At 57.3% G+C, this 13,759-nt stretch carries 15 protein-coding genes; 8 read left to right on the top strand and 7 right to left on the bottom strand.

Annotated elements, in window-relative coordinates; genetic code table 11:
• Positions 1 to 2 precede the first annotated feature (2 nt).
• The 4 genes from KKW20_RS01675 (at position 3) to KKW20_RS01660 (ending at position 2,750) form a co-directional block, all read left to right on the top strand.
• Complete coding sequence (locus tag KKW20_RS01675) at positions 3 to 617, top strand: DUF1285 domain-containing protein (protein ID WP_246534387.1); 615 nt, start codon at positions 3 to 5, stop codon at positions 615 to 617.
• Positions 617 to 1,375 carry a hydroxypyruvate isomerase family protein gene (locus KKW20_RS01670; RefSeq protein WP_214565517.1) on the top strand — a complete coding sequence of 253 codons (759 nt, stop codon included), beginning with the start codon at positions 617 to 619 and terminating at the stop codon, positions 1,373 to 1,375. The genes KKW20_RS01675 and KKW20_RS01670 overlap by 1 nt, the downstream gene beginning before the upstream one ends.
• 93 nt (positions 1,376 to 1,468) lie before the next feature.
• Complete coding sequence (locus KKW20_RS01665; RefSeq protein WP_214565516.1) at positions 1,469 to 1,849, top strand: VOC family protein; 381 nt, start codon at positions 1,469 to 1,471, stop codon at positions 1,847 to 1,849.
• A 202-nt stretch (positions 1,850 to 2,051) separates the two neighbouring features.
• Positions 2,052 to 2,750: a helix-turn-helix transcriptional regulator gene (locus KKW20_RS01660; RefSeq protein ID WP_214565515.1), complete on the top strand. Its 699-nt coding sequence runs from the start codon at positions 2,052 to 2,054 to the stop codon at positions 2,748 to 2,750.
• On the opposite strand, the gene KKW20_RS01655 is transcribed toward KKW20_RS01660, so the two are convergent.
• Positions 2,747 to 3,685 (bottom strand): cation diffusion facilitator family transporter, encoded by a 939-nt coding sequence (locus KKW20_RS01655; protein ID WP_214565514.1) that lies wholly within the window; start codon positions 3,683 to 3,685, stop codon positions 2,747 to 2,749. The genes KKW20_RS01660 and KKW20_RS01655 overlap by 4 nt on opposite strands.
• Before the next feature lie 207 nt (positions 3,686 to 3,892).
• Here KKW20_RS01655 and KKW20_RS01650 point away from each other — a divergent pair, with 207 nt between their 5' ends.
• Positions 3,893 to 4,303: a MerR family transcriptional regulator gene (locus KKW20_RS01650; RefSeq protein WP_214565512.1), complete on the top strand. Its 411-nt coding sequence runs from the start codon at positions 3,893 to 3,895 to the stop codon at positions 4,301 to 4,303.
• A 13-nt stretch (positions 4,304 to 4,316) separates the two neighbouring features.
• On the opposite strand, the gene polA is transcribed toward KKW20_RS01650, so the two are convergent.
• From polA to KKW20_RS01630, 4 genes are all read right to left on the bottom strand, one after another.
• Positions 4,317 to 7,124, bottom strand: a complete 2,808-nt coding sequence (polA, locus tag KKW20_RS01645; protein ID WP_214565510.1) for a DNA polymerase I — start codon at positions 7,122 to 7,124, stop codon at positions 4,317 to 4,319.
• Between the two features lie 94 nt (positions 7,125 to 7,218).
• Positions 7,219 to 7,401 carry a zinc-finger domain-containing protein gene (locus KKW20_RS01640; protein ID WP_214565508.1) on the bottom strand — a complete coding sequence of 61 codons (183 nt, stop codon included), beginning with the start codon at positions 7,399 to 7,401 and terminating at the stop codon, positions 7,219 to 7,221.
• Between the two features lie 169 nt (positions 7,402 to 7,570).
• Complete coding sequence (locus KKW20_RS01635) at positions 7,571 to 7,951, bottom strand: HIT domain-containing protein (protein ID WP_214565505.1); 381 nt, start codon at positions 7,949 to 7,951, stop codon at positions 7,571 to 7,573.
• Positions 7,952 to 7,971: 20 nt separating this feature from the next.
• Positions 7,972 to 9,549 (bottom strand): DUF5928 domain-containing protein, encoded by a 1,578-nt coding sequence (locus KKW20_RS01630; protein WP_214565503.1) that lies wholly within the window; start codon positions 9,547 to 9,549, stop codon positions 7,972 to 7,974.
• A gap of 152 nt (positions 9,550 to 9,701) precedes the next feature.
• Here KKW20_RS01630 and KKW20_RS01625 point away from each other — a divergent pair, with 152 nt between their 5' ends.
• Both KKW20_RS01625 and KKW20_RS01620 read left to right on the top strand, forming a co-directional pair.
• On the top strand, positions 9,702 to 10,520 hold the full coding sequence (locus tag KKW20_RS01625; RefSeq protein WP_214565501.1) for a sulfotransferase family protein: 819 nt from the start codon (positions 9,702 to 9,704) through the stop codon (positions 10,518 to 10,520).
• A 30-nt stretch (positions 10,521 to 10,550) separates the two neighbouring features.
• Complete coding sequence (locus KKW20_RS01620; RefSeq protein ID WP_214565499.1) at positions 10,551 to 10,967, top strand: OsmC family protein; 417 nt, start codon at positions 10,551 to 10,553, stop codon at positions 10,965 to 10,967.
• A 79-nt stretch (positions 10,968 to 11,046) separates the two neighbouring features.
• On the opposite strand, the gene KKW20_RS01615 is transcribed toward KKW20_RS01620, so the two are convergent.
• Together KKW20_RS01615 and nth are read right to left on the bottom strand one after the other, a co-directional pair.
• Positions 11,047 to 12,039, bottom strand: coding sequence for an adenosine kinase (locus tag KKW20_RS01615; protein ID WP_214565497.1), 993 nt, complete (start codon positions 12,037 to 12,039; stop codon positions 11,047 to 11,049).
• Entirely contained in the window at positions 12,036 to 12,680 is a 645-nt protein-coding gene (gene nth, locus KKW20_RS01610; RefSeq protein ID WP_214566035.1) for an endonuclease III, read from the bottom strand. The genes KKW20_RS01615 and nth overlap by 4 nt, the downstream gene beginning before the upstream one ends.
• A gap of 157 nt (positions 12,681 to 12,837) precedes the next feature.
• On the opposite strand from nth, the gene KKW20_RS01605 reads away from it, so the two are divergent.
• Positions 12,838 to 13,734 carry a bifunctional helix-turn-helix domain-containing protein/methylated-DNA--[protein]-cysteine S-methyltransferase gene (locus tag KKW20_RS01605; protein WP_214565495.1) on the top strand — a complete coding sequence of 299 codons (897 nt, stop codon included), beginning with the start codon at positions 12,838 to 12,840 and terminating at the stop codon, positions 13,732 to 13,734.
• The last annotated feature ends 25 nt before the right edge of the window (positions 13,735 to 13,759 follow it).

Below are 13,759 nucleotides of genomic sequence, written 5' to 3'. Positions count from 1 at the left end.
AAATGACAAAAGCGCAATCTGACGGGAAATCGCCGAAAAACACACCAAACCAGACCGCGGAGGGGCTGGCCCAAGCCGCGCGGGCGGCCTCTCAGAAGGGTCCGCCGCCGGTGCATTTGTGGCATCCCGAGTTCTGTGGCGATCTGGATATGCGCATCGCACGCGATGGCACATGGTTTTATCTGGGCACCCCGATTGGGCGCCATGAGCTGGTCAAGCTGTTCTCGTCGATCATTCGAAAAGATGGCGAGGATTATTTCCTGGTGACCCCGGTGGAAAAGGTTGGCATTCAGGTTGAGGATGCACCGTTTGTGGCGCAGGATTTTGAGGTGTCCGGCGAAGGGCGCGAACAGGTTTTGACCTTTACCACCCATGTCGGCGATGTGACGGTGGCAGGGCCGGATGCGCCGATCCGGGTTGTGCGGGATGACGTCACCGGGGAACCATCGCCTTACGTGCTGGTGCGCGCCAATCTCGAAGCGCTTATTGACCGCAAAAGCTTTTACCGATTGATTGATCTTGGCTGTCATGAACCGCATGATGGCGCGCAGTGGTTCGGGCTTTGGTCGGGGGGAAAGTTTTTCCCGGTCATCCCATCACATGAGCTAGAGGTGTAATGCCCAGATTTGCCGCCAACCTAACCTTATTGTTCAAGGAATTGCCGTTTCTGGAGCGGTTTCAGGCCGCCGCCGAGGCGGGCTTTCAAGCCGTAGAGGTGCTTTTCCCTTATGATGATGCCGCCAATTTGATCACCCGACAGCTGGTGGCAAATGGGCTGCATATGGTGCTGATCAACACGCCGCCGCCCAATTATACCGGCGGCACGCGTGGCTTTGCCGCGACCCCAAATGGCCAGGCGCGGTTCCAGCATGATTTCAAACGCACCCTGCGCTACGCCCAAGCGTTTCGCGCCAGCCACATTCATATTATGGCGGGCAAAGCACAGGGCGTCGTGGCGCATAAAACCTATGTCGAGAACCTGAAGTGGGCGGCAAAAACGGCCCCCAAGCAAAGCCTGACCATTGAACCGATCAATACCGGGGATATGCCGGGCTACTTCCTTAGCGACTTCGACCAAGCCGCCGAGGTGATTGCCGAAGTGAACGCGCCGAATGTCGGCCTGCAGTTTGATGCCTATCATGCCGACAGGATCACCGGCGATGTGCTGGCGTGCTGGGCCAAACACCGCCATTTGGTGCGCCATATTCAGGTCGGTGGTATTCCCGACCGCAAAGAACCCATTCGCGGCGATTTTGATTATCCCGCATGGTTTCGCCAATTGGATCGCGAAGGATATAACGGTTGGGTCAGTGGTGAATATCATCCCACGGCCCAAACCGGCGCTGGCCTGATCTGGATGCGCGACGGACTGTAAGAAAATCCCCACGCCTGACAGGCTCCTGACATGATGCTGTCAGGAGGGGGGTGCCATAAGAGCCTTATCAACATTTGATGAAGGATCAAAATCATGACTGCTCACGCCGAAAACCCCCTTGTTGTCTGGACCGAAATTCCGGTGCGCGATTTGGGAAAAGCGATCGCCTTTTACAACGCGGCCTTTGGCTGGAACATGGAAGCCTATGAGGATAGCCCGGTTCCTATGGCTGTGCTTGGTGGGCGGATGAATACCGTGTCCGGCAACCTATATGAGGGCAAGCCCGCCGCCCCGGGCACTGGGAACATCATCCACATTGGCCTAACGGGCACACTGGAAACGGCGATGGATGACTGGGTCAAAGCCGGAGGGGAGCTTATCTCTGATCCGGTGGAAATCCCGCCCGGTCGGTTCACCCTTGCGACGGATCCAGACGGCAACACCATTGGGTTGTTTGAAGCGAAAGCCACATAACCGCTGCCCGCCGCCCACATCAGTTTGGCGGCGGGACAGTCGCGCCTTCACCGTTCGACGACACGAAAGATTTGCCTTGCTGAGCCAATTCAAATCCATCTAGCGGCAGAACATGGCTGGCGCCGGGCCTCCTGACATTTTAGCATCCCTTTACTGCCCAATGTCAGGAGAAGACCTGCGTTGATATGCCAAAGGAGCCCCCATGCGCCGCGCCGATCGTCTTTTCCAAATTGTACAGCTGTTACGCGGTGGACGGTTGACCCGCGCCGCCGATCTGGCCGAGGAGCTTGAGGTTTCTGAACGCACAATTTATCGCGACATCGCCGATTTGATCGGATCAGGTGTGCCAATCGAAGGCGAAGCGGGCGTTGGCTATGTGATGCGTGCGGGCTATGATGTGCCGCCCTTGATGTTCACCCGCGACGAGGTGATGGCGGTGATCGCGGGCACCCGGATGATCGAACGCATGGGGGGGGCCAGTATGGCCAAAGCCGCGCGTGAGGCGCTTGTGAAAATCCGCGCCGTTTTACCAGACACGCTTGGTAGCGAAGCGGACCGGGTGGAAATCCATGCCGGGCCCAGCTTGATGCCCACCGTACGGGATCGCCATTTCATCGACCAAATCGAGGCCGCTGTCAGCGAACGTCTACGCCTGTCGCTGACCTATGCCGATGAAAACGGCGCAAAATCCACCCGCACCATCCGCCCCTTGGGGCTGTGGCTTTGGAAAAACGGCTGGTGCGTGGTCAGTTGGTGCGAACTGCGCGAGGATTTTCGGATGTTTCGCATCGACCGGATTTCCGGGTTCACCACGGGCGAAAAATTTCGGGACGAGCGCGAAAAATCGCTGGTCGCGCTTTATGCAGATCTTGCCAAAAAGGGCATAGATCCAAACCCTTAGCGCGTACCACCGATAGGCTGTGGCGCGGCACAGGCTGTCACCTCCTCTTCCAGATCCAACGTCACATGACCAATGCCGAATTGAGCTTGCAACATCTCTTTCACCGCGGCTTTCACGGCGCTTGCACCTGGCCATTGGGCGGCCGTGACAACCACATGCGCCTCAATCGACGTGACCTCTTCGCTGATCTGCCAAAGGTGTAGGTGATGTATGTTTTCGACACCGGGAATGCCCTCCATCGCGGCCAAAACCTGTTCGGCGTCCAGCCCTTCGGGCGCACCGAGCATCAGGATTCGCGAGACGGATTTCAACTCGCCGAGGCCCATCCAGATAATGTATCCCGCGATGCCCAAGGTGGCGATGGGGTCGGCCAGATACCAGTCAAAGGCGACGACCAGGATGCCCACAATGATGACCGCGACAGACCCAAGCGCATCAGCCACATTGTGCAGGAAGGCCGCACGGATATTGGCACTGTCTTTGGCCATGCGCCAAGTCAAAAGCGCGGTGATCGTGTCCACCAAAAGGGCAATGCTCGCGACGAAGATCACCATCCACCCGGCCACTTCGGGCGGGGCGAAAAACCGCATGATGCCTTCATAGGCGAGGTAAATGCCGATCACGACCAACGTCGTCAGATTGATCAGCGCCGCCACCAGTTCGACCCGTTTATAGCCGAATGTCATCACCGCATCGGTGGGTCTGCGTGCCACTTTTCGGGCGAAAAACGCAATGGCGAGCGAGGCGGCGTCTGATAGGTTGTGGATCGCGTCGGCAATCAGCGCGACCGAGCCGGACAAAAGCCCGCCGATGATTTGCGCGATGGTCAAAAGCACATTCACCGCCACGGCCAGACCAACCCGCAAGTCGCCGGCGTCTGGGTCTATGTGGTGATGGGCGTGACCATGGTGGCTGTCTTTGTGATCATGCGACATTGGATGGCTCCTGCGCGGGGGGTGGCATCAGGGGGGCGGACAGATCAGTCCAACTGCGCCCTCTCACCCATTGGCGCGGGCTGGGGCGCGCGACATCGCGCAAATGGGTGGCAGAGCGTATCGGAATGGTCGACATTGTGGCCTCTTGAATTTTGATCGACTCACACCATATTCCCTCTAGTCCCTAGAGCTTCAAGAGGGTTTTTCATGTTTTCCATCGGAGAGTTGTCGCGCCGCACCGGGGTGAAAGTTCCCACCATTCGCTATTACGAACAGATGGGTCTGATCGCGGCGGAGGCGCGCACGGCGGGCAATCAAAGGCGGTTTTCGAAACAGGGCCTGGAACGGTTACACTTCATTCGCCACGGGCGCGATCTTGGCCTGCCGCTTGAAACGATCCGTGTGCTGGCCGGGATGGACCCCACAGATCACGCCGAAGGGCACCGCATTGCCAACGCGCATCTTGCGGATATTCGTGACCGGATTGCCCGGCTTATGCGGCTGGAGGCAGAGCTGGTTCGGATTTCAACACGCTGTTCGGGTGGCACCGCGGACGGTGACACCTGTTCGGTTCTGGCCGCCTTTGGCGATCATGACCAATGTGACGAGGATCATTGAAACGCCGGCTGGGTTAATGCGCCTCGGCCCAATTCTGCCCCTGCCCCGCATCCACAACCAGGGGCACGTCGAGTTTGATGGCGGGTTCCGCCGCCCCTTCCATCACGCCGCGCACCACGCCGATCACCTCATCAACTGCGGCGTCGTCCACCTCAAAGATCAATTCGTCATGCACCTGTAACAGCATTTTGGTCGGCAGGCCCTTGATGGCGTCCGGCATGCGGATCATCGCACGGCGGATGATGTCGGCGGCGGTGCCTTGGATCGGCGCGTTGATCGCGGCGCGTTTGGCAAAACCCGCCTGCGGGCCTTTGGCGCCGATCTCTGGGGTGTGAATTTGACGGCCAAAAAGCGTCTCAACCCGTTTGTGTTCCTTGGCAAATTCCACGGTGTTATCCATGTATGTGCGAATGCCCGGGAAGCGTTCGAAATAGCGGTCGATGAACCCCTGCGCTTCGGCGCGCGGAATGCGCAGATTGCGGGCCAGGCCAAAGCCCGAGATGCCGTAAATCACACCAAAGTTGATCGCTTTTGCCTGCCGGCGCACGTCTGGTGTCATCTGATCCAGCGGCACGTCAAACATTTCCGACGCGGTCATCGCGTGAATATCGAGACCATCGCGGAACGCCTGTTTCAGCGCGTCAATTCCGGCCATATGGGCGAGAATTCTGAGCTCGATCTGGCTGTAGTCGAGGCTGATCAGGGTGCGCCCCTCGGGGGCGATGAAGGCCTCGCGAATACGGCGGCCTTCCTCAGAACGCACTGGAATATTTTGCAAATTCGGGTCTTTCGACGCCATACGCCCGGTGTTGGCACCGGTCTGAAGATAAGAGGTATGCACCCGACCCGTTTCCGGGTGGATATGATCCTGCAGCGCATCGGTATAGGTCGATTTCAGCTTTTGCAGCTGGCGGTAATCCAGCACGCGTGCGGCAAAATCATGCTCTGCGGCGAGGTCTTCCAGCACGTCGGCAGGCGTCGACCATTGCCCCGTTTTGGTTTTCTTCCCGCCGGGCAATTCCATCTGATCAAAGAGGATCGCACCCACTTGTGCCGGGCTTTGTACGTTAAATTCATGGCCCGCGAGCTCATATAATTCCGCCTCATAGCCTGCCATTTTCTGTGCAAAAGCGTTCGACATCCGGCTGAGCACATCACGGTCCACTTTGATGCCGTTCATCTCCATTTCCGCGAGCACAGGCACCAAGGGGCGTTCAAGGCGTTCATAAACGCGGGTGACACTGGCCGTGTGCAAACGTGGCTTTAAAAGTTGCCACAGGCGCAGGGTGATATCGGCGTCTTCGGCGGCGTATTTCACCGCGTCTTCCACAGGAACCCGGTCAAAGGTGATTGCCGATTTTCCGCTTCCTAACAACGACTTGATCGAAATGGGCTTGTGATCGAGATAGCGTTCCGACAGGATGTCCATGCCGTGATTGTGACGCCCGGCATTCAGCGCATAGGACATCAGCATCGTGTCATCAATGGGCGCCACCGCCACGCCGTTGCGGGCAAAGATTTTGGCGTCATATTTCATGTTTTGGCCGATTTTCAGGATCGCGGGATCCTCAAGCACGGGGCGCAAAATCGCTAAGGCGTCGTCCACGCCCATCTGCCCGTCAGCCAGATCATCACCGCCAAACAGATCATCGGTGGCTGCGGTTTTGTGGAGGAGCGGGATGTAACAGGCCTCGCCCGCCTCGACACACAGCGAGATGCCCACAAGATCCACGCGCATTTCGTCAAGGCCGGTGGTTTCCGTGTCCACGGCGACATAGCCGCGTTGGTTGATCTTGGCGACCCATGCCCGCAGCGCATCGGCGTCTTTCACCCATTCGTATTTTTCAGGGTCAATCGCCGGGGCCCCGGGTGTGGCCAAATCGGGCGTGCCTTCGGGTTGCTTAATCTCGGGGGCCTCGACGCCAAGGCGGCTTGCGACGCGGTTGGTCAGCGTGCGAAACTCCATGTCCGCCAAGAACGACAGGAGCGTTTCAGGCTCTGGATCGCGCAGTTCAAACGAACCCAGATCAATGTCGAGATCCATGTGGGTGTCAAGTTTCACCAGCGCGCGGGACATGCGGATCTGGTCGGCATTGTCGATCAGGGTCTGGCGGCGTTTGGGTTGTTTGATCTCACCTGCGCGCTCTAATAACGCATCGAGATCGCCAAATTCATTGATCAGAAGGGCCGCGGTTTTGATGCCGATGCCGGGCGCGCCGGGCACGTTGTCGACGCTGTCGCCCGCAAGGGCTTGTACGTCGACCACACGGTCTGGCCCCACGCCAAATTTTTCTTCTACGCCTTCGCTGTCGATGCGTTTGTTTTTCATGGGATCAAGCATTTCCACGCCGCCCCCCACAAGTTGCATCAGGTCTTTGTCCGAGCTGAGGATGGTGACACGCCCGCCTGCCTCATCCGCTTGGCGGGCCAGCGTGGCGATGATGTCGTCGGCCTCAAACCCCTCTACCTCAAGACAGGCGATGTTAAACGCACGGGTCGCATCGCGGGTCAGGGGGAATTGCGGGCGCAAATCTTCCGGCGCGGGGGGGCGGTTGGCTTTGTATTCGGGATAGATATCCGAGCGGAAGGTTTTGCCTTTGTGATCAAAGATCACCGCCACATGGGTGGGCGCATCGGGGCCGGTGTTATCCTCAACAAACTTTTGCAGCATGTTGCAAAATCCGGCCACGGCACCAATGGGAAGCCCGTCGGATTTTCGCGTCAGCGGCGGCAGCGCGTGATAGGCGCGAAAGATAAAGGCAGAGCCGTCCACCAGATGCAAATGGCACCCTTTTCCGAAACCAGTCTCTTGGGCACCCATGGCGCGTCTCCCTTAAATCAGCGCCCCCACGCTGGGGACAAAAACGGCCGCAAAGCTGCTGCTTGCGGCCGAAAAAATCTTAACAATCGGCCCTTCAGGCCGCTTTGTCTTGGTGGTCTTTATGCACAAATTTGCAATCGCAATAGGGGCATTCCACCCAGCCATGTTCATTGGGAATTTGCAGATACACACGCGGGTGACCAAGGGCACCTTCGCCCCCGTCACACGACACTTTATAGCTGTCCACAATCTTGGTTTCTGGTGCGGTCTGGGTCATGGGTCCACCTTAATTTGTCCGTTGGGCGCATGATAGCCATCGCGGCGGTGGCGGCAAGAGAGAACGTTATTCGCCCCGCATTTACACGATGCAAACCGCGCCCTGTTGCCCCACGCATGCGCGGGGCGGGCCCGAGTTAGCCGCGTGTTAGGCCCGAGTGAGGCGCGTGTTAGGCGCGGGCAAGCATCCGGCCAAGGGGGCGGCCGCCAAGGATATGGGTGTGGAAATGCGGCACTTCCTGCACGCCATCTTCGCCTGAGTTTGCGATGCTGCGATACCCTGATTGCCCGTCGCCCGGCGTGACATTTTCAAGCTTACAGACCGCGCCGATCGCGCGGGCATAGCCGACGATTTCGGCATCAGATGCTTCGTTTGCGAAATGGTCGTGGTTCACATACCGCCCTTTCGGGATCACCAAAACATGCACCGGAGCCTGTGGGGTGATATCGCGAAACGCCAAGGCGTGATCGTTTTCAAACACGGTATTATTGGGGATTTCGCCGCGCAGGATTTTGGCGAAGATATTTTGGTCGTCATAAGTATAAGGCATGGGGGCTCCGAACGGGTCGATCAATCTGCAAAGAGATGTTCTGTTTCGATGATATCTCGGGCGCGATCTTCGGGGATCGACAAGAAACGTGCAAGGGGGCGGGTGTTGACCTCTATGCTCGCATTTTCGGTGATCCGATAATATTCGTCAAACCCTTCGTCTTTGATCGCATCGCTTTCATTCATCACATCCGCACGAATGGTCGGCAGCAGACGGTCGATGGTTTCTTGCGCGGTGTTTTCGCCCGCAAGTCCGACGCGCATGGCATGCCCCAGAAGATAATCGTCGGTGAAATGGCTTTCGACCTCAAGCAAGCGCGTCATCGACCGATCCGAGAAGAAATCGCGCATCAGGTCGCGGTTGTTGGGGTCCAGACAGATAATCAGCCGGTCGGTTTCATAATAGTCAAACAACATGCGCATCAAGGCCCGGCGGTGACGGGTCCGTTTGCCCAGGCTGGACTGAATTCCGCCCAGATCGGGCATTGGGCAGCTTTCTTCGTCGAACAAATATTCGATCATCGGGATGTTGGTGGCTTGTGTTAACCGCTGCGCAACCCGCTTGCCGATATGCCATTTCTTGGCCACGACAATCAGCAATTCGCGTTCCCGGCCAAGGGTACTTTCCTGTTCCCAGAACCGCGGGGCAAACCGGTGCCCTGCCCGCCCGCGCCCGGTCAGGAATTTAAAGAGCGAGCGCCCTTCGTTGGAGATTTGAAAATTCACCCCTTCCTCCGCATAAAGATCCCCAAGGCGGCGTTTTAGCACATGGGCGTCGGGGCTGATTTTGCGGGCGAACAAGAAATCCTGTGACAAAAGAAGGTCATAGTGGTCGTTATAAAAGGTCACCGGCATGCCGTAATCGGTGAACATCAAGAAGGTGAGCGTGCGGGTTTCGATCTCTTTTTCCGGCACGATATGGCGCACAAGCGTCTGGAAAAACGTCTCATCCGGGATCCAGGTCGAGCGGAAAAACCGCATGACATCTTTGCGTTTCCGGGTGAATTCCAAGATCCATTCGATGGTACGGCGGCGCAGGCACCACCATTGGCTGCCGATCTGCACTTGGATGTCGTGGGGGATCTCACGCGTTAAGTTGAACTTTTTTTGCAAGTTAAAGCTTGTATAAAACAACTTAGGCTGTGCGCGTTCGTTGAAAAAATGGCGGTAGATCAACCGCTCTTCCTTCATCCCGGTCTTGATCCAGTCACTTTCAAAGTAATCAAAGCTCTCGACATAATCCACGTCGTTGTCATCAAGGAATTTATGCGCGTATTCGGCGGATTTGATCGCCATGCAATCGCCGGACACCATGTAAAAATGCGTCGCGCGCGGGAACGCATCCACCGCGGCCTCAACCGCGTAAAGCGTGGCCTGCACCAGCGACCAAGCCCCCCACCCGCATTTGATGCGTTTCTTTGCGAAGGTCACATTGGGATTGTCTTTTAAGGCATCGCGAATACGCGCAAAATGTTCTGGTTTAGCGCGCGCATCAAAGTGTATAGCCATACAATCCCCCGCCGCAGTCAGACGGGTGGCCTGGTTGATGATCGCGTCGGGGTCCTTGTGACACAACAAAATAAAGGCAATTTTCGCCATAAATGTAACCAATCCCTCGTATTAGGCGATATTGTTGCCATAGATAACGTGAACAACCATTGAAAAAACAGCATTTCTTTGCTTTTTTTCTACGAAGAACAGATAGAGAAGCGTAAAGCTGCCATTTTATTGCGCCAAGGAGGCGAGAGCATATGGGTTTTCCCGGCACTTGGATGACGGAAAGTGAAAGCATGGTCTATCGGGTGGTCCCGAAATGTGCCTGCTCGACCATCGGTCAGATCATGTATTATTCGGACCACGGTGAATTTTTCGACGGCGATATCCACGACAGCAAGGATCGCTTGCACAAATGGGCACAAGACAAGTCGCAACCTTTGATCGAAGCCAACGTCAAAGCGCACAATAGCTATGCCTTCACCTGTGTACGCAACCCGTACACCCGCATTTTGTCGAGCTTTTTTGACAAGATTTGCGGCATTCAACGCAATGGCAAACGCTATCGCGGCAACCTTGTGCCGCTGCTCATTCAGAAATACGGGATTGAGGTGGGCAGCCCCGAGGATGATTTTGACTTTGACCAGATCAAAAGCTTTCGCCGGTTTTTGCTGTTTGCCCGCGACACCATTCGCTGGCGCCGTCCGATGGATCCTGACATTCACTGGTCCGCCATGTCCGGCCATGTGTCGACCTTTATCCTGAACGGTGGCCAATACGACAAAATCGTCTGGACCGAAAAGTTCAACGACGGCATGCAGGATGTGATCGACAGCATAGAGACACCGCATAAGGTCGATCTGGGCAGCATTCCCCGCTTTAACGAAAGCGAGGGGCACGGCCCAAAACGCGCCCATCCGGTTGAGGATTACTTTGACGATATGTCGATGCATCTGGTCTATGAAATCTTCAAACGCGATTTCAATCTGTTCAAATATGATTTTGAGAACCCCGCCAACAAAATGCCGATTGGCGAGATTGATTTGGACGAGGTCCACGCGAAACTGGGCGAATAACCCCTGCCCCGAACCACGGATGAGAACACCATGAAAGCACGCGTGAAATGGGCCGAGGCCCGCACCTTTGTCGGCACCTCTGGCACCGGCCATAATATCGTTCTGGGCACCAGCCACGGCGAGGGCGGCACCCCCGGCCCCAGCCCGATGGAATTGATGCTGCTGGGGGCGGCGGGCTGTTCTGCCTATGACGTTGTGTCGATCCTTGAGAAAAGTCGTCAGAATTTTCAGGACGTTCAGGTCGAGGTCGACGCGGATCGGGCCGACACCGATCCAAAGGTATTCACCCGCATCCATATGCATTTCATCATCAAAGGGCGCGGTGTGGCCGACGATAAGGTCGCGCGGGCGATCTCTCTGTCGGTGGACAAATATTGCTCTGCCTCAGCGATGCTTGCGGCCACGGCGACCGTGACCCATGATTTTGAGGTGATTGAGGCGGATTAACCGCAGCGCTCACAATTCCAAACAAAACGGGCCGCCCTTCGCAGGACGGCCCGTTTTTTTTGTACGTTGAACTGTCAGATCAGCCCAACAATCCGTTTTCCTGCAAAAGCGCCTTCAGGTCACGACCCGCGCGTGGGCCAATGTGGCGGATCACTTCGCCCGCCACCAAACAGCCCATTTCGCCGCAGGTTTTCAGATCGGCCCCGGTGGCCAACCCGTACAGAAAGCCCGCCGCAAAACCGTCGCCCGCGCCGGTGGCATCCACCGGCACAATGCGTTCAACCCCCACGCTCACCCGGGTCTCGCCGGACACGATGGTCACGCCGTCACCTGATAGGGTGCAGGCAAACAGCGGGCAAATCTGTGCCGTTTTGACCAGCGCCTCTTCCAGATCCTCGGTTTGCCACAGCGATTTAATCTCGGCCTCATTGCCGATCACATAATCCAGCTCATCTTTGATCAGCGCCAGAAAATCATCGCGGTGACGTTCCACACAGAACGGGTCAGAAATCGCAATCCCCGCCTGCCCACCGGCCGCCCGGCAGGCGCGCGCCATGGTGGTGAAGGCCTCTTTGCCTTTGTCTTTGTCAAAGAGATACCCTTCGAGAAAAACAATCTTGGCATTGGCCGCCACGTCCAGATCCACGTCCTCTGGCCCAAGCTCGGCCGAGATGCCCAGATAGGTGTTCATCGACCGCTCGCCATCCGGCGAGACGAAAATCATCGAGCGTGAGGTGGGCAATTCGCCGCCCGGCACCGGCGCGTTCACAAACCGCGTGCCGTCCATTTCCATCGCTTCTGCGTAAAAGCGCCCCAGCGCGTCATCATGCACACGGCCCACAAATCCGGTTGAAAGCCCCAGATTGCCGACGCCCGCGATGGTGTTGGCCACCGATCCGCCCGCCGCCTGTTTGCGATCATCCATCGCGCCGTAAAGCACCTCGGCCCGGTCGCGTTCCACCAGCTGCATAATGCCTTTTTCAATGCCCATCAGCTCCAGAAAGCTGTCATCCGCCGTGGTCAGAACATCCACAACCGCATTGCCGATCCCGACAACATCATATTTTTTCATAGGTTTTTATCCTCAAACGGGCAGATGTCACGGATCAGACAATTGCCGCAAACAGGTTTGCGCGCCTTGCACACATAGCGTCCGTGCAGGATCAGCCAGTGATGCGCGTGTTGCAGATATTCGGCCGGGATGTGATCCTCGACCGCGCGTTCGACCGCAACGACATCTTTGCCGGGCGCAATGCCGGTGCGATTGCCGATGCGGAAAATATGGGTGTCGACCGCTTGAGTCGGCACGTTCCACCACATGTTCAAAACAACATTGGCGGTTTTGCGCCCCACGCCGGGCAGGCTTTCAAGGGCCGCGCGCGAGGATGGCACCTCGCCGCCGAATTCATCCACCAGAATTTGGCTGAGCTTGATGACATTCTTGGCCTTTTGCCGGTAAAGCCCGATGGTTTTGATGTGCTCGATAAGGCCCTCTTCGCCCAGATCCAGCATCTTTTGCGGGGTGTCGGCGATGGGAAACAGATCTTTGGTGGCTTTGTTCACGCCAACGTCTGTCGCTTGTGCGGACAGGGCCACGGCGACCACCAGCGTGTAGACATTGGTGTGATCCAGCTCGCCTTTCGGCTCAGGCTCGGCTTCGTGAAACCGGCGAAACACCTCGCGGATGTCGTGATAGCTCATCTGTTTTGGCATTTTTCCCATGGCGCATGATATGCCCGCCCGCCCCGCGCCAGACAAGGTGCAAAGTGGCCGCATCCAAGGGGCGGGTCCATATGGCAACAAAAGGCGCAACAATCGGGTCGCACCGGCGCATGGATTGCGGCAAACTGACCCCAACAGGAGAGCCAAGATGACCAACGCGGACGAAAGCTATCATTACCAAATCATCGGTCGTGCGATCAAAGAGATTGATGCCGCCGAAGGAAACTTGTCGCTGGACGAGCTTGCCGCGCGCATCGGGCTGTCGCCTGCGCATTTCCAACGGGTGTTTTCAAAATTCGTTGGGGTCTCGCCGAAACGCTATCAACAGTTCCTCACCTTGGGCCACGCCAAAACCCTGCTGCGCGAGCGGTTTTCGACCCTGGCCACCACCCATTCGGTGGGGCTGTCCGGTCAGGGGCGTCTGCATGATCTGTTCTTGCGGTGGGAAGCGATGAGCCCCGGAGATTACGCCAAGCGCGGCGCGGGGCTGACCATTTTTTGGGGCTGGTTTGACAGCCCGTTTGGGCCGTCTTTGGTGATGGGCACCGAAAAGGGCATATGCGGCATTGGGTTTGCTGAGGAAACCGGGCCGGAACTGGCGTTTCAGGATCTGATCTCGCGCTGGCCAAATGCCAATTTCGTCGAGGATCCGATGTTTCTTCAGCCCTGGGTGCTGGCCGCCTATGACATGGAACCGGGTGAAACGGGCAAGACGCCGCTGCATCTGATCGGGTCCCCGTTGCAGATCAAAGTGTGGGAGGCGCTTTTGACGATCCCGTCGGGCCATGTGACCACTTATGGCGATATCGCGGAGGTGATTGGTAAACCACGCGCCGTGCGCGCCGTGGGCACCGCCGTTGGGCGCAATCCGGTCAGCTGGATGATTCCCTGCCACCGTGCCCTGCGCAAATCGGGCGCCTTGGGGGGCTATCACTGGGGCCTTCCGGTGAAACGCGCACTTTTGGCGTGGGAAACCGCAGATCTGGAAAGCACCGCACCGGCAGCGCGCGCGTCTGACATGGCGTCCAACGCGACCTCTGGTTGAGCGTTCGGCGCGACTACATCAGCGG

This window comes from Aliiroseovarius lamellibrachiae, assembly GCF_018599245.1.
In the GTDB taxonomy this organism is placed as follows: domain Bacteria; phylum Pseudomonadota; class Alphaproteobacteria; order Rhodobacterales; family Rhodobacteraceae; genus Aliiroseovarius; species Aliiroseovarius lamellibrachiae.
Note: the sequence above shows the minus strand (reverse complement) of the source record. Positions and strands in the feature narration are given on the sequence as shown.

What these genes read in the sequence shown, in the direction of transcription:
- KKW20_RS01675 (WP_246534387.1), top strand. Translation starts at nt 3, where the DNA reads ATGACAAAAGCGCAATCTGACGGGAAATCGCCGAAAAACACACCAAAC.
- KKW20_RS01670 (WP_214565517.1), top strand. Translation starts at nt 617, where the DNA reads ATGCCCAGATTTGCCGCCAACCTAACCTTATTGTTCAAGGAATTGCCG.
- KKW20_RS01665 (WP_214565516.1), top strand. Translation starts at nt 1,469, where the DNA reads ATGACTGCTCACGCCGAAAACCCCCTTGTTGTCTGGACCGAAATTCCG.
- KKW20_RS01660 (WP_214565515.1), top strand. Translation starts at nt 2,052, where the DNA reads ATGCGCCGCGCCGATCGTCTTTTCCAAATTGTACAGCTGTTACGCGGT.
- KKW20_RS01655 (WP_214565514.1), bottom strand. Translation starts at nt 3,685, where the DNA reads ATGTCGCATGATCACAAAGACAGCCACCATGGTCACGCCCATCACCAC.
- KKW20_RS01650 (WP_214565512.1), top strand. Translation starts at nt 3,893, where the DNA reads ATGTTTTCCATCGGAGAGTTGTCGCGCCGCACCGGGGTGAAAGTTCCC.
- polA (WP_214565510.1), bottom strand. Translation starts at nt 7,124, where the DNA reads ATGGGTGCCCAAGAGACTGGTTTCGGAAAAGGGTGCCATTTGCATCTG.
- KKW20_RS01640 (WP_214565508.1), bottom strand. Translation starts at nt 7,401, where the DNA reads ATGACCCAGACCGCACCAGAAACCAAGATTGTGGACAGCTATAAAGTG.
- KKW20_RS01635 (WP_214565505.1), bottom strand. Translation starts at nt 7,951, where the DNA reads ATGCCTTATACTTATGACGACCAAAATATCTTCGCCAAAATCCTGCGC.
- KKW20_RS01630 (WP_214565503.1), bottom strand. Translation starts at nt 9,549, where the DNA reads ATGGCGAAAATTGCCTTTATTTTGTTGTGTCACAAGGACCCCGACGCG.
- KKW20_RS01625 (WP_214565501.1), top strand. Translation starts at nt 9,702, where the DNA reads ATGGGTTTTCCCGGCACTTGGATGACGGAAAGTGAAAGCATGGTCTAT.
- KKW20_RS01620 (WP_214565499.1), top strand. Translation starts at nt 10,551, where the DNA reads ATGAAAGCACGCGTGAAATGGGCCGAGGCCCGCACCTTTGTCGGCACC.
- KKW20_RS01615 (WP_214565497.1), bottom strand. Translation starts at nt 12,039, where the DNA reads ATGAAAAAATATGATGTTGTCGGGATCGGCAATGCGGTTGTGGATGTT.
- nth (WP_214566035.1), bottom strand. Translation starts at nt 12,680, where the DNA reads ATGCCAAAACAGATGAGCTATCACGACATCCGCGAGGTGTTTCGCCGG.
- KKW20_RS01605 (WP_214565495.1), top strand. Translation starts at nt 12,838, where the DNA reads ATGACCAACGCGGACGAAAGCTATCATTACCAAATCATCGGTCGTGCG.